The sequence below is a fragment of the Paenibacillus gyeongsangnamensis genome (assembly GCF_027533625.1).
Classification (GTDB): Bacteria; Bacillota; Bacilli; order Paenibacillales; family NBRC-103111; genus Paenibacillus_G; species Paenibacillus_G gyeongsangnamensis.
Map to the genome: position 1 here is coordinate 82,093 of NZ_JAQAGZ010000007.1, position 23,044 is coordinate 105,136.

Genomic DNA, 23,044 nt, shown 5'->3' on the forward strand with positions numbered 1-23,044 from the left:
TTTCTTACAATCTTTCATGAAGAACGATAAAAGGCAGGCTCGTCATTATAGACTCACTCCACAAAATCATAATGGATAGGCATAATGATGTAGCGAAGGTTTATTCTGTTTGAATAAAAGCGGGTTCCATAAGGTTGAACCTATGTTTTGCAATCCGGATGAACTCGGACATAGCAACAGTTGTATAGGCATCTTTGCGACGAATGAATAGAGTCGGTGTTTTGTAGAACTTATCCGAGATTTTCTGGAACCGCAAGTTATATTGAACATTAGCTCTCTCAACCACCGAACGAGGCAAAAGAGAGACCCCAAAGCCGGCGTGAATACATCCAAGGATTCCCTCCAATGTTCCGAATTCCATGATCTTGGCAGGAATGATTCCTTTCAAGCTTAACCAATCCTCAAGTTTTCGACGGTAAGAGCAGCCAACACGAAACACCAGCAAAGTCAGATTCCGGAATTCCTCAAATCGCTCAATTGAGGGGAATTGTCCTCCAGATACGAGCACAAGTTCCTCAACCCCAACTTCTGTAACATCTAGGTCTGCATGCTCAACCGGTGCGGCTACGAAAGCTCCGTCCAATTCGTACTTCAACACTAAATTGATGAGTTCATCCGTCGATCCTGTTTTCAATGACAAATCGACCTCTGGATAGGAGTTATGGTAATCGGAGAGAATAAATGGCAGCCGAATCGCTGCCGTGGTTTCAAGAGATCCGATCCGAAGCGGCCCGCGTGGAATCGAGTTATCTGCAACGGCTCGTTCTGCTTCTTGTGTAAGAAAGAGAATTTTCTCCGCATAGGACTTAAGCACCTCTCCGGATGCTGTGAGTCGAACCCCTTGCCGCGCACGATGAAACAGCACCGTGTTCAGATCACTTTCAAGTTGCTGGATACGGATGCTTATACTCGATTGAACGTATTCCAGTTTTTCGGCTGCCCTGGTAATGCTGCCTTCGTTTGCGACTGCCAAAAAAATCTGCATATCTCGGATGTCCATCGCCATTCCTCCATTTATATATTGATTTTTTTAATGTAAAACATCATATAGATTCATTTTACACAATATCTTAGTGGAGTTACAATGGATTTAGAAAACTAAGGTTGTTAGATAACAGGAGGTTTTCAAAAATGTTTGAGACAGAATTAACACGTACTCTCAAAATTCGATACCCGATCTTCCAAGCGCCGATGGCAGGCGGCCCTACGACTCCCGACTTAGTAGCGGCAGTTTCAAACGCCGGGGGCCTGGGCAGCCTGGGTACCGGATACTTAGCGCCGGAACAACTCCGTAGCGCGATCCAAAAGGTCAGACAATTAACGGATCGGCCGTTTGGGGTCAACTTGTTTGTACCTGAGCAAACAATAGAATCGGAAAAAACGATCGGCCAAATGACAGATTACCTTAATAAATACCGCGTCGAACTTGGCATTGCACAAAATCCATCGATCCTGAAGGTTTCGGAGTCATTTGAGGAGCAGGTGCAAGTATTATTGGAAGAGAAAATCCCAGTATTTAGTTTCACCTTTGGCATACCGCCACAAGATGTGCTCCAAGCTATGAAGCAGTGTGGAACATTCGTGATAGGCACTGCAACAACAGTTGAAGAAGCCAAACAATTGGAAGCGGCTGGCGTAGACGCTATTGTGGCTCAGGGAAGCGAGGCGGGAGGACACCGCGGCACATTCTTGAAGAACGGTTCTGACAGTCTGATAGGCACCATGGCCCTTGTTCCGCAGATTGCGGATCATGTGTCGATTCCGGTCATCGCCTCGGGGGGCATCATGGATGGACGGGGGCTTGTAGCAAGTCTCACATTAGGAGCCGCCGCCGTACAGATGGGCACTGCGTTTCTGGCTTGCCCCGAAAGCGGCGCCCATGCAACGTACAAACAGAAGATCCTTTCAGCAAATGAGGATGACACTGAAATTACACGCGCATACTCGGGCAAAGCCGCACGAGGCATTCGAACAAAATTTATGAATGACATGCATCGGTATCCCGGAACAATTCCTCCCTACCCCATTCAAAACGCAATGACGCGAGACATTCGCCAGGCAGCTGCAAAAGTGAATAACCCCGAGTACATGTCACTCTGGGCGGGCCAAGGTCTTAGGTTAGCCAACGATCACTCTGCCGCTGCAATTGTCAAACAGACCATGAATCAAGCAAATATTCTTGTCAAAAGGATTGCTAATCTTGGAATGATCGACAACTAATTAGGGGAAATTACGTAACGGATCTAATATGTTATAGAGAAGCTAAAAGAAGGAGAAAAATTTATGCCGTTACTCCGTTTAGACCTCATAGAAGGACGAGATAAGGCAAGTCTGAAAAAACTTTTAGATGTCGTACATGAAACTGTAGTAGAGGCTTTCGACGTTCCTCAACGCGATCGTTACCAAATTGTTCACGTGCATCCAGCGGATGAAATGATTATAGAGGATACCGGTTTAGGATTTAACCGTACCAATAATCTTGTTGTTCTTTCCATTGTAAGTAAAGCCCGGCCAAAAGAGAAGAAACAAAAACTCTACGCCTTATTGGCCGAAAGACTAGAAGCTGAATGTGGTATCGCACCGACTGATTTAATGGTATCTATTGTTGAAAATAATGATGCTGACTGGAGCTTTGGACAGGGTGAGGCACAATTTTTAACCGGTAAGTTGTAAGTTTGGAGTGATTTTCTTAAGTAAACGAAGACGACAGTTTAACATCAAGAGGTGATACCCATGTATATTCCTCCGCACTTTCAAATTGAAGATGTTGAAATTGCTTACAACATTATAAAAGAATATAGTTTTGCGACTTTGTTTTCTCAACACAATGGCATCCCCTTTGCCACTCATCTGCCATTAATTTTGGATAAGGAGAACAAATACTTATATGGGCATTTTGCTCGCCCGAATCCTCAGTGGAAGGATATTAATAATCAAATCGTATTAGCTGTTTTTCATGGTCCTCATTGCTATATTTCACCCTCATGGTATGAGACGAATACTGCAGTTCCAACATGGAATTATGTGACTGTTCATGTATACGGCGAAGTCGAACTAATAAAGGATGAACAAGAATTAATGGATTCATTGCATGAAATGGTACTAAAGTATGAAGCTCCTAATAGTTCATATAGATTGCAAGATGTAGACGCTGACTTTCTTGCCGGGATGAACAAAGGTATTCAAGGATTCAAAATTAAAATCAACAAAATAGAGGGCAAAGCAAAGTTAAGTCAAAACCACTCAGAACACCGACAAGAACTTATCATTGCTCAGCTGGAACAAATTTCGAATGCAGACGAAAAAAAGATTTCCGCGCTTATGAAATCAAACCTAAAAAAATAACGCGTTTATGCTATCGAGTACAAAGTATGAAATCCCCAGCTTTCCGGCTGGGGATGATTTTTTTGCCTTTAATAAACGGTTATTTTAGCTGTTGTCTTCATGTCTTTGTATGTAGCTGTCAGCACCGTTTCTCCGCGCTTCAATCCAGTCATTGTCCCCGTTGGGTCTACCGTAACGATAGTCGGGTCTGCCGTTGAAAATGTACTGTATTTTGTAACGTCGTTCCTTTTACTGCCATACACGGAGTTAAACACGGAAGTATCCATGTTTTCTTTGACAACGAGACTATAATCGGTCGAATCCAGCTCTATAGCGGATTTGGGAGGCTGCGGCTTGCCGTAGACATTGTCCGCTACCCGCTCGCTTATGACCTTGGACGAGGTGTTTGCGTTTGCGCTTTCATTTGAATTAGGACCGCTTTGATTTTCATCGGCATAAGCGGAAACGCCCAATAATTGAGAAACGGATACCGGCTCAAACCCTTGATCCCGCAATCTTTTTATAATGCGAGGGAGCGCCTCGGCGGTATTCCCTACGGTAGAGTGCATGACAATAATTGCACCCGGTCTGATTTGATTAAATACATGAGCCTCTACTTGATCTGCAGGCTGCTCCATCCAGTCCTGCGTATCGACATTCCAGAAGATCGTATATATTTTTTGATCCACTAACCATTTCACTTGCTCTTCTGCAATGCATGTGTAAGGAGGACGAAAAAATTGGGGCTTATGTCCTGTAATTTGTTTTAGTATTTTTCCCGTATCCAGCACTTCCTTTTGGAACTGGTCAAAAGGGATATCCGTCAGTCTGCGGTGATCGTAAGTGTGATTGGCTACATCGCTTCCTTCATTTACGATACGTTTCACAATATCCGGATGAGCTTCGGCACGGCTGCCTATAAGAAAAAAGGTGGCTTTAGCATGATTTTCCTTAAGCTCGTCCAAAATTTTGGGAGTATACACCGTATCAGGTCCGTCGTCGAACGTCAAGGCTACCTGACGTTGATCAGGCTTGCCGCCCTGTTTGGCATAGTCAGGATATTTTGCGGACATATCAGCCATCGCTGCACATTGGGGCGAAGCATTTGCCGGGACAGAATTTATTCCTGTAAGCCAAAAGAAGCATACCGTAATCGCGGATAAGGGGATCCACTTTTTCATGCCAACATCACTCCTGTTTAGTTTAGTGCGAACCATCTAAAATGAACGTATCAATGTTGGGACGTCACAGATTCATCGGACCATTTTGATTCCCGTTAGGCTCCACCTTCCTTCTAAAAATTACGAATGATAAGCCATTCAGCGAATATTAGTCATGGCTTCTTCCGTATACAGGGGTTCGATAGGAAGACCTGCTTTTAGAGGGCTGATTTGTTAAAGTGTCGTTAATCCTGCAATAATTGTCAGAAAAATATGGAGCAGTCTAGTAACTATTTGTCCAATCGAATCTATTAAAACGAGCATAATATATTATGCAGACTACTAGCTGCACACTATATTTCTCTAAAATTAAAGGGGGTGAGATGAATGTCCGTTACTTCAAAACAGGTACAGTCGCTCGTTGGCAAGCATGTATTCATTATGACTCGCGAGGGAAAAGTTGTTGAAGGTACTCTGTTTAAGTTCAGTAATAATAAATTATATCTACGTTCAAATGCAAAGCCCGTAGGAACAAGCGCTTTTACAACCCCGTTTATAACAACACTTGTTCTATTTGATTTGCTCGCGATATCGTTGACGCCATTCTTCTTTTTTCCGTTTTTCATTTGAATGGGATAAATAGGATCACAATATTAGAATGGGTGAAAGCGTGGGAATCTAGGATTCTTACATGCTTTCTTTTTTTTGTGCTGCGGATTTTTAAAAATGGAACGACCGCCTTGCGATCCTTATGCTATACTGTGTAATATTCCGAACAACCCTAACAGATTGAGGCGACTTCAATTGAAAAATTGGTTCTACAGGCTGCTATTATCTTATTTGCCCATCTTTCTCGCCATCGTATCCGCCATTATCTTGATCTCGTTTTTTGCTGTTAAGGATTTTTCGCAAAAGGAAGCCAAATCAGCGAATCGCTTATTTTTATCCTATGTGCAGCAAACCATCGAGCAGTCATTGAAAGATATTGATTCCACGATCATCAAAGGGATTTTGACCGATAAAAGCATCAAGCTGTTTTTTTACCCGACTCCCGATCTGAATCGCTATGTCGTGAATAACCAAGCTTCCGAGAAAATTCAAAGCCTGATCGATACGAATCCGATGATCAACTCGATTTATATGGTTCGACTGTCCGACCATACGGTCCTCAGCAGGAATGCTTTGATGCCGCTGGAGGAATTCGGCGATCGTGAGTTCATTAAGAGGCTGATTTCGAATCCCGGCCTTCCTCAGAACTGGACCCTGCGGGACTACCATGAATTTTTCGACCAGAAACCAAGCTCCGTCGTCACGCTTGTCCGGAAGGTTCCTTTACTGTCCGGCAGCGACGGCTTTCTTGTGGTGAACGTAGGGACCGACCTGATCGTCAAATCGTTTGATGACATTTATAAATCGAATATCGATCAGATGAGTGTTGTAGACAAAGATGGCAATTTACTTTTCGGCACGGATCCACGGGCTGCGGTGAACAAAACTTCTTCCTCACAAGACCGGAGATTGCCAGGCATTCAATCGGATTACACGGGATGGGAGTATCGCAGCGGTATCGGAAGCAATTTCGTCTACAGCGTCTTTTCGATCTTTTCCTATATTTGGATTACCCTCATCCTTGTAGCCGTTTGCTCCGGAGCCGCTTGGATCGTCTTCGTGACAAGGCGAAATTATAAACCTTTGGAGCGGATATTGGGCCGCATTCATCATTATTCCAAGAACAAAAGCTTTGAGTTGTCGGGAGAGAAAGGGAGCGATGAATTTCATTTTATCGATTCGGCCTTGGACAAGCTGATCGAGCAGTCGAATGAGGTTCAGAAGCAATCGGAGGAGAATCTGCAGTATCGCAGACAATATTTTTTCCATGAGCTGCTGCTCGATGCCGGTACCATCAGCAGGGAGGTATGGGAAACCGAAATGAAGGCCTTCGGTTTGCCGGAATATGCGGAAGGGTGGAGCATGGCCGTTATCGAGATGGATAAATACGCGGTGTTTCTCGAGCGTTATCCGCGAAGGGACCAGCATCTGCTCAAGTTCGTGCTTAGCAGTGTCATTAAAGAAATCGCAGATCAGCATCACTCGGTCGTGTGGACGGAGTGGATATCCGGCCATCAGCTTGCCGCGTTATACCAATGGCCGTCAAGGAATGATACGAAGGCTGCCGAATTGTGCGAAAGCATACGGAAATGGGTGGAGCTAAATCTGGATTTCACGGTGTCGGTCGGTATCGGCAATAGCGCGCCCGAAATCGCCGAAATCAAAGCATCCTTCGACGAAGCCTTGGAAGCGCTAAAGTATAAATCATCGCTCGGAGGCAACAGGGTGATTGAATTCCAACAGGTTTGGGAGAAGTCCCCGAACAGCGTGACTACAAAGCATGTGCAGATCATTCGATCCTTGGCCCAATCGTTCCGCATGGGCGAAGACAAATGGGTCATGAATATGAACAAGCTTTTCGATGATCTAAGCTCGGAATTTTTATCAAGAGACGATATCGTCAGCTTAATCAATTATATGATGTACCATATTTTCCGGGAAATATCGGGATTCTCGAGCGAGATCCAGGATGTTTGGACGAAAGACGCTTTACCTCAGATGGGCGAGCTTCTGAACAAGTTCGATACGCTTGAAGATTTGAAGTCGGGCTGCCGCCGGATCTTCTCCGAAGCGTTGGACAAGATTGAGGGACAGAGGAACCTGCGAAGCAACAAAGAACTGATTCTGCATGTGAAAGCTTACGTGGAGCAGCATTTCTCCGATCCGGAATTGTCCCTTACGCAGCTTGGAGACGCTTTCCAAATCAGCTCCAAATATGTGAGTCAGCTGTTTAAAGAGGCGTTCGGCGAGAAATTCGTCGATTATTTGGTCAAAGTTCGCGTGGATCATGCAAAGATCTGGCTGGCGGAGACCGAGCTGCCCGTACAAGAGATTGCGGCGAAAGCCGGGTATACGCATTCGTTTTCATTTATCCGGGTGTTTAAAAAGCTGGTGGGGATGACACCGGGCGATTATCGCAAGGAATTTCGCTCCCAGCAATCCTAATTGTGCATGACCGGAAAATAGTGCATGACGATAAACCGATGAGACCGGCGATAAAACGGCTGGTTTCGTCGGTTATTTTTTGGTTGATAAAAATTTATAAGTTTTCGTAAGCTTCGCATCAACCTTGGTAAACGCGCTGGTCCTTGTAAGGCAAGGACGGCGTAGCCGTTTATCCTGGCTTCAAACGCTCATGAGTATTGGCGGAATCGTGTTTATTGACCTTCGTGCCGGTGATGGACTAAAGTAAGGGGCGTCCAGATAACAAAAACAGATGCAAATTGAGAAAGGAGGTTGAAGTGAACGATGAGTACAATGATACCCGTGAAAGCCTTGGGCGCGGAGCAGGAGCGGAATTTCAAACGAAGAATCCGCTTTCGCAAAAATATTCCCCTGATGCTGATGTTCTTTCCTGTGGCCGTTTATTTTATTGTCTTTAAATATGTTCCGATGCTGGGTTCGGTGATCGCCTTTAAGCAATACAATTTTTCCGACGGCATTCTGGGCAGTCCATGGGTAGGATTGGACAATTTCCGGCTGCTGTTCAGCAACCCCCAGATGGTCAATACGATTCGGAATACGCTTCTGTTAAGCGCATTAAAAATAGCAGCCGGTTTTCCATTTCCGATCCTGCTTGCTATTTTGCTCAATGAGGTGCGCAAAGCCTGGTTTAAGAAAACCGTTCAGACCTTGGTTTACCTGCCTCATTTCTTTAACTGGATCATCGTATCGGGCATCGTGATTACGATTTTTTCCCAGGAGAACGGCGTCATCAATCATTTGATCGTTAAATGGGGAGGAACGGCATACCCGTTCTTGTATAAGGAGTTATCATGGATTGTGATATTCCTTGGGTCAGGCATATGGAAGGAAGTCGGTTTCTCCACGATTGTGTATCTCGCGGCCATTACCTCCATCGATCCGAGCTTGTACGAATCGGCAGGTATGGACGGAGCAAACAAATGGAGACAGATCTGGCATATCACGCTTCCGAGTATTCGGCCGACGATCGTGCTCCTGCTTATTCTTTCGATGGGCAGCGTCATGGAAGTGAGCTTCGATCAAATTTATCTGCTTCAGAACAGTGTCGTTTCCAATGTATCTGAAGTCATCAGTACGTTTATTTATCAGGCTGGACTACAGGGGGGCCAGTTCAGCATAACGTCCGCCATGGGACTGTTTGAATCGCTGGTAGGGCTAATCCTTGTTATCGCCTCGAACCAAATCGCACGCAAGTTTAAGCAGGGTTTGTGGTAATGCCTGTACCGTTTCGGAATAATGCAAAATAGGCTGCAAGGAAGGGATGCGAAATGAAGGCCACCATTGGGGAGAAAGTATTTTATTTTGTGAACTACATCTTGATGACGCTGGCCGGCTTGAGCTGCCTGCTCCCGCTGCTTCATATTGTCGCCTTGTCTCTTAGCGATTCGGGTTCGATATCGGCCGGATTGGTTTCCTTTTATCCGATCGGTTGGGAATGGGACTCCTATCAAAAATTGCTTGGCGGCACGAATATCGTGGAGGCATTCCGGAACAATGTCGTAATTACGGTCGTCGGTGTCTTGCTGTGCATGACCTTTACGATTCTGGCCGCCTATCCGCTATCTCGCAGCTATTTTTACGGCCGCCGTTTTTTTACGCTCGCCATCGTTTTTACGATGCTGTTCGGAGGCGGATTGATTCCCACTTATCTCTTGGTCAAGTCACTGGGGCTTGTCAATACGTATGGAGCCTTGTGGCTTCCAGGTTTGGTCAGCGCTTACAATATGCTGCTGCTCCGGACCTTCTTTGAAAACATCCCCGAGGAGCTGATCGAGGCTTCCCGGATCGACGGATGCTCGGAGACAAGAATTTTACTGCAAATTTTGCTGCCGCTTTCTTTTCCGGTGCTGGCGACGCTGACGCTTTTTTACGCCGTCGGATTTTGGAATATGTTCTCCAGCGTGTTGATTTATATTAATGACAGCAGCAAGTTCAATTTATCCGTTCTCGTGCAAAATATGATCAAAAGCCAAACGATCCTGCAGGAAGTCGGAGAGCTTGATGCGGACCAAGTGCAGCGAATTACGCCGGAATCGATCAAGTCGGCCGCGATTGTCGTTATGATCGTACCGATGCTGTGCGTATATCCGTTTTTGCAAAAATATTTTGTGAAAGGCAGCATGATCGGCTCGATAAAAGGTTAGTCGCGAATTAGATCCTGGTGGAGGCGGAAGAAGATGAAACGATGGAGAAATCCTTTATTTAAGGCAGCGACTATAGGGATGGCGGGTGCTTTGGTTTTGAGCGCCTGCTCGAAAACCGATCCGAAAGCGGCCGGCGGCAAAAACGGCGAAGCCAGCAAGCCTGAGATTACGGTCATGGCCTTCGATTTCGGCAATGTGCCGAAGGAAGAAGGAACGATGGAGAAAAACCGGTGGGTCGATTGGATTAATCAGAACGCTCCCGTGCGCGTCAAATTTATTTCGATTCCCAGATGGGAATCCGTACCGAAGCTGAACGCCTTGTTTGCTTCCGGAGATGCGCCCGATTTGATCATGGAATACGACAAAGCCTTTCTGAACAGCCTGTACGTTCAAAAGCAAATACTGCCGCTCGACGATCTCATTCAAAAGGACAGCCCTTATTACGCAGGTATACTGCAAAAGTATCCGACGCTCGCAAAAATGGGAAAGCAGGATGACGGAAAAATTTATAAAATCGGCAAGGTGAATGGGGCCGATGTGAATACGGGCATCTATATCCGAGCGGATTGGTTGAAGAAGCTTCATCTCAACATGCCGACAACACCCGACGAATTGCTGAATGTCGCAAAAGCGTTCGCCGAGCAGGATCCGGACGGAAACGGCAAGAAGGATACCTACGGGCTCGCGCTCAGCACGTTTGACGGCATTATCAATTACATGTTCCAGAATGTGAATTGGATCATGGACAACGGCCAACTGACGCATGATTGGCAGCGGGCGAAGGCGGCGGCGGATTTCAAGAAGAAGCTATTCGACGCTGGCGTAACCGATAAAGATTATTTGACCGACAAAAACGGGAAGAAAGCGGAGCAGGATTGGATGAGAGGAAAACTGGGCATTTGGAATTTTACCTTCCAGCTATCCTCCTATCAAGATTTCAAGAAAAACAACCCGGACGGCGAAGTGGCTATCCTGCCGATGCCGGCCACGCAATACGGTCATTTCAGCCCGGAGATCAACTCCCCGTTTGCCGTGAATGCCGTGATCAACCGAAACGCGAAAAATCCGGATGCGGTCATGAAATATTTGGATTGGATTTTGAATCCGGCGAACTCCACGACGTTGAAGTACGGTTTGGAAGGCGTTCATTGGAAAAAAGGGACTAACGGCTGTCCTCAGCCTATAGATAAGGCCAAATATACCAAGGAAGTCGCCTATACTCAAGGCTATTTGGTTCTTCATTCCAAGTTCGCGGAAGGAAAGTGCGGGACCGTAGAAGGATCTTTGGATACGAGCGACCCGGTACAAAAAGATTTTCTTGAGCTCTACAAAACCGCCAAGAAGGAGTACGTAACGCCGGAGCGTCCGATGCCCTATGCCATCGACAACAGCAGCCTGCCTGCTCTGCCACCGGATTTGCTGACCATCCAGACCAATGCCACGAAGGCCGTTCAGGATATTTGGAACAAGTCCATCGTAAGCGGAAGCGCGTATACTACGGAACAAGCGCTCAAGGACGCGCAAGATTTGTGGAAGAAATCCGGCGGGGATAAAGTGGACGAATGGATGCAAAAGTATTACGCAAGCAACAAGCAGAATATTGTTCATACCAAGGAGTGGTACGACTCCATTGTTACTCCATAATTTAATCGTAAAGAGGTGCATTGTATGAATCTGGGGATCATCGGGGAGTGGACGGAAGAAAGCTTCAAGCAGGCGGCCGACCATCAATTGGATTTTGTAGAGTTCTGCGTCAATGTGAACAAAAATGCGGATGAGTTTTTAAACCGTACCGGCGAGATCAGAAATTGGATAACCCGTTATAACGTCGGGGTGGGCTCTGTCGGAAGATGGGGCTCCGACCGGATCGGGAAAGACGGGATTATCGAAGAGGAATTGGACAGGGAGATCCGGTTGATTCAGGCTGCAAGCGAGCTGGGGTGCAAGGTGTATGTATGCGGCTGTAATAAAGTTGAGGAACTGTCTTATCACGAGAATTGCCAGCTTGCCATTGCTTATTTCTCCAAGCTGATGGAAGCCGGACAGTCCAGAGGTGTCAAAATAGCCGTATACAACTGTTCATGGAATAATTTTGTCGATAACGCCATGGCTTGGACGGTTATCCATGGTTATTTGAAGGAATTGGGCATCAAATATGATCCCTCGCATTCGCGCTATGCGGGAAGGGATTACTTAAAAGAAATGAGAGATTGGGGAAAACGATTTGAGCATGTACATATTAAAGGCTCGCTGATTGTGGACGGCACGCGTTTGGACGATCCTCCGGCGGGTCTGGACCAAACGGATTGGGGCTCGTTCATGGCCGTATTGTATTCGGTTCAATACAAGGGAGGACTCAGCATCGAGCCTCATTCCAAGACTTGGGTCGGAGAGCTGGGCAATCAAGGAATCGACTATACGGTCCGGATGATGATGCGATTTTTGTTCCGGTAATTTCTGAATAACAATATGAATAGGAGTGAAGCGAATGATTACTTTAACGGCTTTCGCTGACGAAATTTCACCTGATTTGGAAGTTCAAATGGATGTGCTGGCTTCCGAAGGCATTTCTCATATCGAGTTCCGCGGGGTATGGGGGAAAAATGTTTTAAAATTGACGGATGAGGAAATAGCGCAAGTGAAAGAACGTTTAGACTCCCGGGGCTTTAATATTTCATCGATCGGTTCCCCGATAGGGAAAATTAAAATTACGGATGCATTTGAGCCTCATCTGGAAGATTTCAAAAGAGCGATCGCTTTGGCTCATTATTTTGATGCGCCGTTCATACGGATCTTCTCTTTCTTCATGCCTGAAGGAGAAAATCCTGCCGTTTACCGTGAAGAAGTTTTAAGCCGGATGAAGCAGCTGGTAAGCCTGGCGGAACAAGAGGGTGTCGTGCTGCTGCATGAAAACGAGAAGGATATCTACGGGGATACCGGCGAGCGCTGTCTCGATATCCTGCAAGCGTGTGATTCTCCGCATTTACGCGCTGCATTCGATCCGGCCAACTTTGTCCAATGCGGCGTACGTCCTATGGAGGAGGCTTTTCCTCTCGTCGAACCTTACATTGCTTACTATCATATTAAGGATGCATTGTCCGAAACGAGGAAGGTTGTACCGGCCGAAGAGGGAGACGGGCAATTGCGCGAGCTGACGGGGATGTGGAAGGAGCCGAAGTATGAAGGCTTCCTGTCGCTGGAGCCGCACTTGTCCGCAGTCGGAGCTATTCAAGGCTTCAGCGGACCGGACTTATTCAAAGCAGCCGCGCAAGCCTTAAAAAAGCTATTGACGGAAGCTGACATCGAATGGAAGTAAAGGGCTGGGCGTTCAAGAGATGTAAAAACCGTCAGTGCGATTTGCCGCACTGACGGTTCTTTTTTTTCTCCCAATTACCACGCATAAGCCTTCGGAGCGGCTCCTCCCGGTCCCGGGAAAATCTCGTCCAACCGGGCTAACACTTGGTCGTCTAGCTGAATGTCCACTACGCGCAGCGTATTCTGAAACTGTTCCAGGGTACGGGGACCGATAATCGGGGCGGTCATGGCCGGATGAACCAGTGTCCAGGCCAATGCGACATTCGCTTCCTGCTCACCGAGCTCCTTGCACAGCTTGCCGAAGGCTTCCAGCTGGCCTTGGTGTTGCTCCACCCGCGCTTGGCTGCGCGAGCTTCTGGAGCCTTGGGCCGGATTTAGCGCATTGCCGCCGAGAAGGCCTCCGTCTAGCGGACTCCAAGCAATCACGCCGATGCCGTGCTCCTCAGCTGCAGGCAGCACTTCCAGCTCCGGCAATCTGCATAATAAGCTGTATTTGTGCTGCTCCGATACCAATCCAAGGAAATGGCGGGCCTTCGCTTCGTATTGCGCTTTCACCAAATCGCGTCCGGCGAAATTGCTGGCTCCGACGTAGCCGATTTTACCTTGGTACACGTACGTTTGAAACGCCTCCCACAATTCATCCCACGATACATTGCGGTCGACGTGATGCATTTGATACAATTCGATATGATCCGTTTGCAGCCGCTCCAGCGATGCTTCCAAATGGCGGCGAATCTTATAAGCGGACAAACCTCGCTCGGCGTTGGGCCCGTCATGCGGATTTTCCATATCTCCATAAACCTTGGTCGCGAGTATGACCTTCTCCCGTCGTCCTCCGCCTTGAGCGAACCATCGTCCGATAATTTCCTCCGTCTTGCCGCGAGAGCCTACGCCCCCGTACACATTCGCCGTATCAAAAAAGTTGACTCCGGCATCCAGTGCCGCATCCATGATCCGATAGGCTTCTTTTTCATCCGTATCCACACCGAAATTCATCGTGCCCAGGCACAGCCTGCTGACCTTCAATCCCGATTTACCCAGATAAGTATACTTCATGAAAAAATACCTCCTTCTAACGAATGGCAATCCTTTTACTTCTACATCATATCGCTGGTTTGTCCAATATAAAAGTACGCAGTTTTTGTTTAGATAGTTAGCGTCGAGAAATTTACTTACCTGAAGGTTACTTCATTCAAATAGTCCTTCACGGCACTTGCACACCGGTAAGTTAAATTCAGTCGATAGCTTGTTCCTGGCTTTGGGAGTATCGTATAGTATGTCAGTTCATCTTACATAAGGCTTGAGGAGGCAGACATTCTTATGAAGTCAAAGAAATGCCGGTTTAACCTGCTGTTATGCTCTTTCGTCCTGGCGACCTGTATCCCGTTCTATCCGGCGTCGGCTCAAGCGGCCTCGGATTCGGCAAGCGGGCAAGCGGTCCCGGCTGCGGACGGAGGATGGGCCTCGACGGCGGGCGGCGCTTTCGCGGATGCGAAGCATATGTTCACCGTGACGAACCGTCAAGAGCTGCTGGAAGCGCTCGGGGCTAGGAACGGAGCCAATTCGAGCGATAATGACGCGCCGAAAATCATTTATGTCAAGGGAACCGCAAGGCGCTGACTGAGACGGAAGCGCAGGAGTATACCATCAAGAACGTGCTCGGAGGCTGGGACCCTTTCAAGTAAAAGCCTTATGAAAAAAGACGTGCACGAACACCGATCCATCCGGTCGGGTTCCGTGCGCGTCTCGATGAATGCGAAAAGCATCAAAAAAAAGAGGATTGTGGATTGTTTAAACACGATGAAGATCCCATTTGTTATAACCAGCAACCCGTTTCTCCAACAGCTGGCGGGGATTTTTTATTATCCACTATACATCTCGCCAGGCGCTTTAAAAACCTCCATTGGACGCATCATTTCGTAATCTTCATGCTCCAACATGTGACAATGCCACACATAACGCCCGGTGAAAGGTCCGAATCGGGCTATAATGGATGTAACGTAACCGAAGGGGGTTCCAACCGTATCTTTAAATCCCCTCTCATAGGGATGGGGAGGAACGGGAGGTCCCGTGAATATAAGTTTTCCGGTTTTTTGAAAATGGGAAACATCGAAAGGCTGGCGGTCAAGAATTTGAAAATCAACCAAATGAAGATGGATGGGGTGCGGATCATCGTCGATGATATTGATGATTCGCCAAATTTCAACCGTATCGACTTCCATTCTTTCGGATATTCGGTCCATCCACATTTTTCCGTCCAATAAATTCAAGGACCGGCCATATTGATCCTTGATTCTGACAAGGGTTAAATATCTTGTTCTCTTTGCCATACTACTTTGAAGTCGTACGATGGGTCCCAAATAATAAGGCAGGGAGCTGGTATCCGTTCCTTTTAACGGAACGGTTACTCTGAATTGCATGACGTCCGTTGTTTCGGGGGATGCGCTCTTGGTGATATTTTTGAGAATCATGGTTTGACCATAATATTGGGAAAAGTCAATGATCAAATCTACGCGCTCGGCACTCATCAGTATAAATTCATTTAGTTTTACCGTTGTTTCAAGAAAGCCGCCATCCGTGCCGATTTGATAAAAAGGCTGATTGGAATCCATTTTTAATGTAAGGATTCGACTATTGGATGCGTTTAACATTCGAAATCGGTACTTTCTTGGTTCAACGTCCAGATATGGAAAAACTTTACCGTTTACCAGAATCGTATCCGCATCAAAAGGGGAGACAAGGGAAGGATGAGGAAGGCCGGCAACGTTCTGATCCGGCTTGCTGGGGTAATAAAGCGACCCGTCCGGATTGAATGAGCGGTCTACAATGACAAGAGGGATTTCATATGTTCCATTCGGAAGATTAAGGGATTGTTCATGGTTGTCACGGATAAAATAACATCCCGCAAGACCCGCGTAGACGTTTAATCTTGTAATACCTACCGTATGGTCGTGGTACCATAACATGGTGGCCCGTTCCATATTTGGATACGCATAAATCTCCCGTTCAAACAAAGGTCCGGTTTGTTCAAAATTTCTCGTAAACCATGCTTCGGGGTAACCGTCACTATGGGCGGGCGTTCTCCCGCCGTGTAAATGTACAACGGTTCTACCCTCCGGAAGCGTTATTTCGGATCCGTGAATCGTTGTATCAACCGGCAGAAAGTGTTTATTGGGAAGATTATTCATCCATTTAACAAACACGGTTTCATGCTTCATCACATCGAACGTAGGACCCGGAAAGGTTCCTTCATAACCCCATAAACGGGTTGGTCCGAGGTCCCTGTGCAGCTTCTGGGAAAATTCCTTCATGGTTACTTCGTAATATGAGCTATTATAACTCCGCTTCTTGGGAGATAACGTGTATGGAATAGGCAGTTCATCTACGAATTTTCGCAGCTTTATCTTTTCAGGCATAAGGATGGAAATCCTCCCTGTTATTAGCTTCAGACGAGTAAGTTTATGATCGTAACCTTGTTTATATGTTAATTGAATCGGCGAAAAAGAGCAGCTCATCTGCTCCGATAAGCTGCCCTCTTCGTACCAAGCTTAGTTGCCCGCGGTGCCGTTCAAAAACGACTCCGTCGTTCTCAGTTTCCCGATGCGCGGGAAAATATACTTGCACGTCGCGTCATGTTCTTCCTGACTCATCGCCGTCATGGCGTCCGTAATGAAGATTTGATTATAACCGAGCTGGAATGCTTCCCTTGCCGTCGTCTCCACCCCGATGTTCGTCGAAATGCCGCACAGAACAATCGTATCGATCCCCCTGCGGCGGAGCTGCAGATCGAGATCGGTTCCGAAAAAGGCACCCCACTGCCGTTTGGTTACGATATGATCGCGTGCGCCGACACCAAGCTCCGGCGCAAACTCCGACCAGTCTTCGGCGTAACCGCCTGACCGCGGTTCTTGATCCGTAGCCGGCTTGAGCGCATCCTTACCGTCCAGGAAGTCGACCTTCACGAACGAAATAAACCCGTTCCGCTTGCGGAATTGCTCGACCAGCTTCACCGTCTGCCCAACGATCTCTGGCCCTTTCGGCGACATGCCGACGATACCTTTTTGCAAATCGATAATGACAAGAGCGGCTTTGCTGAAATCCAAATTCAATGCTTCCATGATAACCTCCAAGTATAGTGGATTAGGCGACACCGTGCCGCTTCTTGTTGCCCGGCCGGATGCGAAGGACCGTCCGCAGCAGCGGCGGCACGACAAACAAAATAAAGAACATGCGGAACAATTGGTACCCGGCCACGATCGACAGGTCCGCATGAATCTCATGGGCGATAATGCCCATTTGATCCATGCCGCCCGGCGCGAGGCTGAGCAGTCCCGTCGCCTCGGAAACCGGCTGCAGGACGGACAGCAGCAGGGCCATGCCAAGTGCGCCCGCGATAAGCAGCAGGCTGCTTCCAATCGCAAGAGACAGGGTACGGACCTTGTTAGGCAGTTGCCCCGGCCGCAGCATCAAACCGACATAAGTGCCGATCATCAGCTGAGCGATGTCGGTAATGACGCCAGGCAGCGCCGGTCCGTGAAGTCCCGTCAGCTGCAGCAGCGCCGTCCCTATGGCCGGCCCCAGCATATAGGCGGTCGGCAGCTTAATCCGGTTGCCGACGACAGCGCATGCGATACTCGCGATGGCGAAGATCGGCAGGTTAGGGAACAACCCGCTCCAGCCCGCTGTATCTACGGCTGCCCCGGCGGCTCCGGCTGCCGCCGGATCCTTCAGCTGTCCCAGAATGGGACTGAATACGATCAGCGGCACGCAGATAATGATCATCATCAGGCGCGTGACCTGCGTGAACGTGACCGCCGTGATGTTAATGCCTTCCGTCTCCTCCGCAAGAATGATCACCTGCGTCAACCCGCCCGGTATACTGCCCATCAGCGCCGTTTTGTACCCCATCCCTGAAAACTTCGAAACGACATAGGCAATGCCGGCGCAATACGCCAGCAGCAGCACCGCCATTAGCAGCATGTAAGGCAGCTGATGCGTCATTTCCTTCAGCGCCGCCGCGGACAGCGAAAGCCCTATCGTATAACCGACGATGATCAAGGCCGTATTGCGAAACTGGGACGGCCATACGAAGCGGTCTTCGACCAGGTTGTTGCCGATCAGCGTTGCGATCATAGGGCCAAGCAGCCATGGTACCGGTATATGAATCAGCTTGAACAGAAGCCCGCCGACGATCGCTATGACAAGCGTCAGCGCTACGGCACCGATTCTTATTGGCTTGTGGTTACTCACTTTGTTCCCCTCGCTTTCCCTAAAGTTTGCCCGTATTGAGCCGATTCCAACGAATAAAATGAGCAATAATGTGCACATTTTAGCTGAAAAAAATTTATCGTTCTATAAAGTCAGCCACGGTGTAATTCCCGAGAACCTTCGTAACCTGCATATTGATTTCGGTCATGATCTTCTGAAACGACTCGTTCACCTTGAGCCCAAAGCCATGATTGCCGGTCGTATCCAGCATCCGATCCCATTGCGGCTGCTCCTCGTGCAGGGACGTATAAACTTCGAATAATGTAATTTCTTCGGGCGAACGGGTCAGCTCATACCCGCCCGAGCGGCCCTGCCTCACCTCGATAATACCGGCATCGCCGAGCTGCGCCAATATTTTACGAAGCGACGTAGGCTCGCATTGAATTTGCTCCGAAATTTCCGCGCTGGTGCACAGATCGTCATTCGTCGCAAGCACGATCAGCGCTTGAAGCCCCAATCCAAACCGTTTCAATTGAGCCATTGGTTATCACAAACGCCTTTCTGCATCGCTTACTGTGCTGATTTTAGCACATATTATCCCTATACACAACCCATGCAGCCAAATAGGCAGCTGCCAGTCTAATGACCTTTAACAAGAAATGCGCATAATCTTCAAATTGGACAAGAAAAGCAGCGAAATTGTCGATCAATCCTGTAATATAAATGGAAGGTCCCCGCCATCGCATGAAGAGAAAGCAGGAAAGGACGTTTGACAAAGTGACTCACAAACTGATAAGTACATCAAGACCGTATCTTTATACGCTGCTGGTTGCGGCATTTGTGTTATATACCTTGACAGGCTGGAGGGTCCTGCTTGCCTCTGAAGGGACGATCGCCATCTTATGTCTCATGGTCTCGCTGTCCTCTGCCAGAAGAATGTTTCAGATTGCCGGTATTTTGTTTATTGCGGCGGGAATCGCTTGCGTGATCTGGGGGGACGTCCCCTTGCTCGATCTTCCGTATCTATTTACATCGAATGTCATGCTGATTTCCCTGTTATATATGCTTCCGTTTGTGAACCATATTATCCGGATCGGGGGATATGACCGGAACCTGAGCCGCTGGCTGAATGTAGAATCGGGCCACATGGGGCAGCTTTATGTGCGATCGCTTATAGTAAGCTATTTATTAAGCCTGTTTCTGTTCTTTGCCGCCTTGCCTTTGCTTCACCGGGTGCTGGGCAAGCATTTCCAAGGAAAGGATCCCATGCTGGCGAACCGGTTCAAAAGCATGTCGATCCTCCGGGGGTTCGGAACGGTTGCGGTGTGGAGCCCGGTGGAGCCGCTGGTAGCAACCGCGGTAGTCATCACCGGAATCTCTTATACCTCTTTGTTTCCCTGGCTGTTTGGACTGTCGCTGCTGCTGCTTGCCGTCGGCTCGGCCTGGGGGTGGGGGTTTCGCAGCATAGCGATGGAGCCTGCGGGGGAGAACCATGCGGGGCCGCCCTCCTGGTCTAAAACAGGCGTCTTTTTGCTGGCTTTAATGCTGCTCATCCTTTCAGCCTACGGTCTTCAGCGGGTGTTGTCCTGTTCTTTCTTCACTGCTATGATGTTTGTACTGCTCCCCTTCTCGGCGGTTTGGGCTCTGCTGCTGGGGCAGTTTAACCGATTTGTACTCGTGAGCCGCAAGCAGTGGAGGGTAAGCACCGATGGACTCCGCCACCTGCTTGTGCTGTTTCTGTCCTTCGGCTTCTTCAACAGCGCAGTCGCCAAAACCTCGTTATTTCAAATGCTGGAAGGGCCGGTTCTTTGGATTGCGCATACGCCGCTGCTCTTGTTTTGTTTTATTTTCGCCGTATTTTTAATACTGCCTGTCCTTGGCATTCATCCGTTAGTCGTGATGAGCTTATTCGGGATCCTCCTACAGCCTGTTCTGGGTACGCTGAATCCGGTCAGCCTGGCTATCGTCCTGATCACATGCGCGCTCAATTCGAGCTTTATGGGTACCTTCAACTCAACCGTCACCATCTTAAGCGGGCTGCTTCATATGAATCCTTACCGGATCACGCGATGGAATCTGGGGTTTGCCTTTATTTTTGGAGGTATCGGGATTGCCGTCGGCTTATGGCTTCTATAGATCCTGCTTCACAAAAATCCTATCTGGAGGTTCGTCCATTTGAAAAAAATCGGTTGTCTTCATGCGCATCATTCAAATATCGAACATATTGAAGAGGCTCTGCGTCCCTATGATGTGGAATTGGTGCATTTTGTAGACCCCGGCCTTGATCGGAGGAAGCTGGACGCTGATTTCAACGACGAAATGGCGGAAAAGAAAGTGAAAGAAACGCTCGATTGGATTGCCGGATGCCGCGTTGACGCAATTATGATAACCTGCACCTTCTTTACCGCAGTTTATCGGGAAGAACTGCATCCATGTCCGGTTCCCGTCATCAAAATCGATGTTCCTTTGTTCCAAGACATTGTCTTGAGGAATGAACCGAGTCTGCTCGTCTTTACGAATCCGAACACCGTTAAAGGCACGTTGGAACAATTCAATGCATTTTCCAAAAGGGCGGGGACGGACATTCCAGTGGAAACCAGACTGCTGGATCATACGTTTGAGCTGATCATGCAAGGGAAGAAGGAACAATATATCGCTTTAGTCACTGAGGGATTATTGCAAATCGCTGCCGAGAATCCGGATAAGCTGGTAGCTGCCGCCCAATTATCGATGGTACCGGCGGCACGGCAGGCCGGGAAAATCATGGAACGATGGATAGGAAATCCACTGGATTCTTTAATCCGCTTTATGGAAGAAACATTGTCGCTGCAACGAAAATCCGAAAAGTAAGGACCGTATGGAAGACACGGGAAGGCTGATGCGGTTGCAGGTCATTTTATATACTAGCCTCTAGCGGGCGTATGGAAGCTGCTGAATGACACTCGGGTAAATTCGCACAAATTCATATATGCGTCCAAACCATGTGCAGCAATAACTCATACAATGCAGAAGAACATGGGGAGGAGGATGTCACTATGGGATTTGTAGGAGGCGTAGGAGGCGTAGGAGGCGGTTTTAGCTGTGCCGGTTTGTTTACGACGACAGCTGTAATTCTCGTACTTTTCATTCTGTTGGTTATTGTTTCTCGTACAATCGGTATTTAATTTCCTTCACCGACGCCCGACTGCTAATGCAGCTCGGGTGTTTTTATATGAACGTCACTTTAAACACATTCGTGAGATCGAATGGTCCGGTCGGCGAACCTTAGTTTCTTGCCATCCGACGCTAAAAAGGAGGCTTAGGCTTATGCTTAAGTCTCCTTGATATGAAATGTCGTTTTTTTACTTATCATGGTCAACCTCCCATCGCTGCTGCAGGAAAATTAAAAGATCCATTGAACCCAATAAGCCAGAAGGATTAGCGTGAAGATTACGGTAAGCGGAATGACGGTGGAAGTTACCTTCAAGTATTGGCCCCAGCTGATCTTGACTTTGCCTTTCTTAAGAATATGCATCCACATTAAAGTTGCCAATGTTCCGATCGGTAAGAGCAGGGAACCGACATCGCTGCCGATGACGCTGGCCAGATAAGAAATTTTCAATGTAAGGGGATCCAGGCCCATGTTCGTTAAGGTCAAGGTTCCGACCATCAAAGCCGGGTGGTTGTTGAAGAGATTCGATAGGATGGACAAAAGAATTCCCATCATGATACTCGCATGAAGCAAGCTTCCGGAAACAATCGGCTGCATGAAATGGATAAGCCACTCCGTTAATCCGATATTATGCAATCCGTAAATGATCACATACATGCTGAAGGCGAACACGAGGATGTACCATGGCGTTTTTTTTATCATATCGGCAGGAGATATCTTCAAATAAAACCAGCGCCATGTAAGCAGGAAGATGGAACCGAGCACAGCCATCAAGGGAACCGGGAAGTGGATATAGGAAGCGACAAAGAGACTGATTCGCACGCAGAAGACAAAGATCACTACGTTGCGCATGAATTTTGTCTGCTTCTCTCTAGGGATGAGCGGTGCTTCATTATCTTTTAAAGGGTGATGGCCCGGTGCGGAAGTATAATTCCAAGCTCCTTTTTTGATGGGGGGCAGTTTACGGGGCAAGGTTTTATAAAAAGTGGCGAACAGCAGGACCGATAGGAAAGCAAGCCCCAACGAGGCAGGGATGAACATCATCGCCGTGTGCATGTATAGGTCCATATGGACAATTTTTAAGGCTATCAAATTGACGATGTTGCTTACTCCGATCGGTGCGCTGGAGGCGGTTGCGATTAAGGCGCCGGATAACAAATAGGGGATTTTTTGATGGTTTTTGAGTCCCAAGCTATGGAGCAGCATTAACAGGATCGGCGTCGTAATCAAGATGCTGCCGTCGTTGTTAACGAAAAGCGTCATGAGAAAACAAAACAGGTTCGTGAACCAGAATAAGCGGATGCCCGAGCCTTTGGCTCTAATCAGCAGCCCTTCGGCAGCCCATTTGAAAAACCCGAAGCTTTCCAGTACGATCGCCATGACGATTGTCGCTATGATCGTCACGGCGGCTCCTCCGATCGTCTCGGCTATAACGCCCAAATCGGTTAGCGAGACGCTGCCGCTTAGGAGAACGACCATCGCGCCGATCGTTGCAGGTATGGCCTCATTCACATGAGGACGCCAGAATATAAAGGAAATGGTGCATAAGAAGGTTAAAATGGTAACCGGTACCGTTAATTCATGCATCATATGATCCAGCCTCTCTTCTATTCAATATAGAAGCTTATCTTTGTCTGGGAAACCTATAT

21 protein-coding genes are annotated in these 23,044 nt (G+C 47.8%); 13 read left to right on the plus strand and 8 right to left on the minus strand.

The window, feature by feature from the left end:
* Window positions 1-100: 100 nt before the first annotated feature.
* A complete protein-coding gene (locus tag O9H85_RS12360) occupies window positions 101-1,000 on the minus strand; it encodes a LysR family transcriptional regulator (RefSeq protein ID WP_269881693.1) in 900 nt (299 codons plus the stop codon).
* Window positions 1,001-1,131: 131 nt separating this feature from the next.
* On the opposite strand from O9H85_RS12360, the gene O9H85_RS12365 reads away from it, so the two are divergent.
* From O9H85_RS12365 to O9H85_RS12375, 3 genes are all read left to right on the plus strand, one after another.
* Window positions 1,132-2,220 carry an NAD(P)H-dependent flavin oxidoreductase gene (locus O9H85_RS12365; protein WP_269881694.1) on the plus strand — a complete coding sequence of 363 codons (1,089 nt, stop codon included), beginning with the start codon at window positions 1,132-1,134 and terminating at the stop codon, window positions 2,218-2,220.
* A 63-nt stretch (window positions 2,221-2,283) separates the two neighbouring features.
* Window positions 2,284-2,673, plus strand: coding sequence for a tautomerase family protein (locus O9H85_RS12370; RefSeq protein WP_269881695.1), 390 nt, complete (start codon window positions 2,284-2,286; stop codon window positions 2,671-2,673).
* 60 nt (window positions 2,674-2,733) lie between these two features.
* Complete coding sequence (locus O9H85_RS12375; protein WP_269881696.1) at window positions 2,734-3,345, plus strand: FMN-binding negative transcriptional regulator; 612 nt, start codon at window positions 2,734-2,736, stop codon at window positions 3,343-3,345.
* Window positions 3,346-3,413: 68 nt separating this feature from the next.
* Here the strand turns inward: O9H85_RS12375 and O9H85_RS12380 are convergent, their stop codons facing one another.
* The gene (locus tag O9H85_RS12380) at window positions 3,414-4,505 is read right to left on the minus strand and encodes a polysaccharide deacetylase family protein (RefSeq protein ID WP_269881697.1); all 1,092 of its coding nucleotides are present in this window, start codon (window positions 4,503-4,505) and stop codon (window positions 3,414-3,416) included.
* Window positions 4,506-5,288: 783 nt separating this feature from the next.
* Between O9H85_RS12380 and O9H85_RS12385 the strand changes: the two genes are divergently transcribed.
* The 6 genes from O9H85_RS12385 to O9H85_RS12410 all read left to right on the plus strand — a co-directional run bounded on the left by O9H85_RS12385 (window position 5,289) and on the right by O9H85_RS12410 (window position 13,037).
* Window positions 5,289-7,538 (plus strand): helix-turn-helix domain-containing protein, encoded by a 2,250-nt coding sequence (locus O9H85_RS12385; RefSeq protein ID WP_269881698.1) that lies wholly within the window; start codon window positions 5,289-5,291, stop codon window positions 7,536-7,538.
* Window positions 7,539-7,850: 312 nt separating this feature from the next.
* Window positions 7,851-8,792 carry an ABC transporter permease gene (locus O9H85_RS12390; RefSeq protein WP_269881882.1) on the plus strand — a complete coding sequence of 314 codons (942 nt, stop codon included), beginning with the start codon at window positions 7,851-7,853 and terminating at the stop codon, window positions 8,790-8,792.
* A gap of 53 nt (window positions 8,793-8,845) precedes the next feature.
* Window positions 8,846-9,721, plus strand: a complete 876-nt coding sequence (locus tag O9H85_RS12395) for a carbohydrate ABC transporter permease (protein ID WP_269881699.1) — start codon at window positions 8,846-8,848, stop codon at window positions 9,719-9,721.
* Between the two features lie 33 nt (window positions 9,722-9,754).
* Window positions 9,755-11,365, plus strand: coding sequence for an extracellular solute-binding protein (locus O9H85_RS12400; protein ID WP_269881700.1), 1,611 nt, complete (start codon window positions 9,755-9,757; stop codon window positions 11,363-11,365).
* Between the two features lie 24 nt (window positions 11,366-11,389).
* Window positions 11,390-12,175: a sugar phosphate isomerase/epimerase family protein gene (locus tag O9H85_RS12405; protein WP_269881701.1), complete on the plus strand. Its 786-nt coding sequence runs from the start codon at window positions 11,390-11,392 to the stop codon at window positions 12,173-12,175.
* A gap of 34 nt (window positions 12,176-12,209) precedes the next feature.
* On the plus strand, window positions 12,210-13,037 hold the full coding sequence (locus O9H85_RS12410; protein WP_269881702.1) for a sugar phosphate isomerase/epimerase family protein: 828 nt from the start codon (window positions 12,210-12,212) through the stop codon (window positions 13,035-13,037).
* Between the two features lie 74 nt (window positions 13,038-13,111).
* Here O9H85_RS12410 and O9H85_RS12415 read toward each other — a convergent pair whose 3' ends face one another.
* Window positions 13,112-14,092 (minus strand): aldo/keto reductase, encoded by a 981-nt coding sequence (locus O9H85_RS12415; RefSeq protein WP_269881704.1) that lies wholly within the window; start codon window positions 14,090-14,092, stop codon window positions 13,112-13,114.
* A gap of 264 nt (window positions 14,093-14,356) precedes the next feature.
* On the opposite strand from O9H85_RS12415, the gene O9H85_RS12420 reads away from it, so the two are divergent.
* Entirely contained in the window at window positions 14,357-14,656 is a 300-nt protein-coding gene (locus O9H85_RS12420; protein WP_269881705.1) for a hypothetical protein, read from the plus strand.
* 242 nt (window positions 14,657-14,898) lie between these two features.
* Here the strand turns inward: O9H85_RS12420 and O9H85_RS12425 are convergent, their stop codons facing one another.
* From O9H85_RS12425 to O9H85_RS12440, 4 genes are all read right to left on the minus strand, one after another.
* Window positions 14,899-16,452, minus strand: a complete 1,554-nt coding sequence (locus O9H85_RS12425) for a multicopper oxidase family protein (protein ID WP_269881883.1) — start codon at window positions 16,450-16,452, stop codon at window positions 14,899-14,901.
* Between the two features lie 132 nt (window positions 16,453-16,584).
* Window positions 16,585-17,154, minus strand: coding sequence for an isochorismatase family protein (locus tag O9H85_RS12430; RefSeq protein ID WP_269881706.1), 570 nt, complete (start codon window positions 17,152-17,154; stop codon window positions 16,585-16,587).
* Window positions 17,155-17,176: 22 nt separating this feature from the next.
* Window positions 17,177-18,286 carry an AbrB family transcriptional regulator gene (locus O9H85_RS12435; protein ID WP_269881707.1) on the minus strand — a complete coding sequence of 370 codons (1,110 nt, stop codon included), beginning with the start codon at window positions 18,284-18,286 and terminating at the stop codon, window positions 17,177-17,179.
* A 94-nt stretch (window positions 18,287-18,380) separates the two neighbouring features.
* Window positions 18,381-18,785, minus strand: a complete 405-nt coding sequence (locus tag O9H85_RS12440) for an RrF2 family transcriptional regulator (protein ID WP_269881708.1) — start codon at window positions 18,783-18,785, stop codon at window positions 18,381-18,383.
* Window positions 18,786-19,021: 236 nt separating this feature from the next.
* Between O9H85_RS12440 and O9H85_RS12445 the strand changes: the two genes are divergently transcribed.
* The 3 genes from O9H85_RS12445 to O9H85_RS12455 all read left to right on the plus strand — a co-directional run bounded on the left by O9H85_RS12445 (window position 19,022) and on the right by O9H85_RS12455 (window position 21,408).
* Entirely contained in the window at window positions 19,022-20,380 is a 1,359-nt protein-coding gene (locus tag O9H85_RS12445; RefSeq protein ID WP_269881709.1) for a hypothetical protein, read from the plus strand.
* 39 nt (window positions 20,381-20,419) lie between these two features.
* On the plus strand, window positions 20,420-21,094 hold the full coding sequence (locus O9H85_RS12450) for a hypothetical protein (RefSeq protein WP_269881710.1): 675 nt from the start codon (window positions 20,420-20,422) through the stop codon (window positions 21,092-21,094).
* A gap of 185 nt (window positions 21,095-21,279) precedes the next feature.
* The gene (locus O9H85_RS12455; RefSeq protein ID WP_269881711.1) at window positions 21,280-21,408 is read left to right on the plus strand and encodes a sporulation protein YjcZ; all 129 of its coding nucleotides are present in this window, start codon (window positions 21,280-21,282) and stop codon (window positions 21,406-21,408) included.
* A gap of 218 nt (window positions 21,409-21,626) precedes the next feature.
* Here O9H85_RS12455 and O9H85_RS12460 read toward each other — a convergent pair whose 3' ends face one another.
* Window positions 21,627-22,982 carry an arsenic transporter gene (locus tag O9H85_RS12460; protein ID WP_269881884.1) on the minus strand — a complete coding sequence of 452 codons (1,356 nt, stop codon included), beginning with the start codon at window positions 22,980-22,982 and terminating at the stop codon, window positions 21,627-21,629.
* Between the last annotated feature and the right edge of the window lie 62 nt (window positions 22,983-23,044).

Bases quoted from the DNA above. Each gene is read 5' to 3' on its own strand.
- O9H85_RS12395 (WP_269881699.1), top strand. From the start codon at position 8,846: ATGAAGGCCACCATTGGGGAGAAAGTATTTTATTTTGTGAACTACATC.
- O9H85_RS12370 (WP_269881695.1), top strand. From the start codon at position 2,284: ATGCCGTTACTCCGTTTAGACCTCATAGAAGGACGAGATAAGGCAAGT.
- O9H85_RS12455 (WP_269881711.1), top strand. From the start codon at position 21,280: ATGGGATTTGTAGGAGGCGTAGGAGGCGTAGGAGGCGGTTTTAGCTGT.
- O9H85_RS12375 (WP_269881696.1), top strand. From the start codon at position 2,734: ATGTATATTCCTCCGCACTTTCAAATTGAAGATGTTGAAATTGCTTAC.
- O9H85_RS12360 (WP_269881693.1), bottom strand. From the start codon at position 1,000: ATGGACATCCGAGATATGCAGATTTTTTTGGCAGTCGCAAACGAAGGC.
- O9H85_RS12420 (WP_269881705.1), top strand. From the start codon at position 14,357: ATGAAGTCAAAGAAATGCCGGTTTAACCTGCTGTTATGCTCTTTCGTC.
- O9H85_RS12440 (WP_269881708.1), bottom strand. From the start codon at position 18,785: ATGGCTCAATTGAAACGGTTTGGATTGGGGCTTCAAGCGCTGATCGTG.
- O9H85_RS12390 (WP_269881882.1), top strand. From the start codon at position 7,851: ATGATACCCGTGAAAGCCTTGGGCGCGGAGCAGGAGCGGAATTTCAAA.
- O9H85_RS12400 (WP_269881700.1), top strand. From the start codon at position 9,755: ATGAAACGATGGAGAAATCCTTTATTTAAGGCAGCGACTATAGGGATG.
- O9H85_RS12430 (WP_269881706.1), bottom strand. From the start codon at position 17,154: ATGGAAGCATTGAATTTGGATTTCAGCAAAGCCGCTCTTGTCATTATC.
- O9H85_RS12380 (WP_269881697.1), bottom strand. From the start codon at position 4,505: ATGAAAAAGTGGATCCCCTTATCCGCGATTACGGTATGCTTCTTTTGG.
- O9H85_RS12460 (WP_269881884.1), bottom strand. From the start codon at position 22,982: ATGCATGAATTAACGGTACCGGTTACCATTTTAACCTTCTTATGCACC.
- O9H85_RS12405 (WP_269881701.1), top strand. From the start codon at position 11,390: ATGAATCTGGGGATCATCGGGGAGTGGACGGAAGAAAGCTTCAAGCAG.
- O9H85_RS12410 (WP_269881702.1), top strand. From the start codon at position 12,210: ATGATTACTTTAACGGCTTTCGCTGACGAAATTTCACCTGATTTGGAA.
- O9H85_RS12425 (WP_269881883.1), bottom strand. From the start codon at position 16,452: ATGCCTGAAAAGATAAAGCTGCGAAAATTCGTAGATGAACTGCCTATT.
- O9H85_RS12365 (WP_269881694.1), top strand. From the start codon at position 1,132: ATGTTTGAGACAGAATTAACACGTACTCTCAAAATTCGATACCCGATC.
- O9H85_RS12415 (WP_269881704.1), bottom strand. From the start codon at position 14,092: ATGAAGTATACTTATCTGGGTAAATCGGGATTGAAGGTCAGCAGGCTG.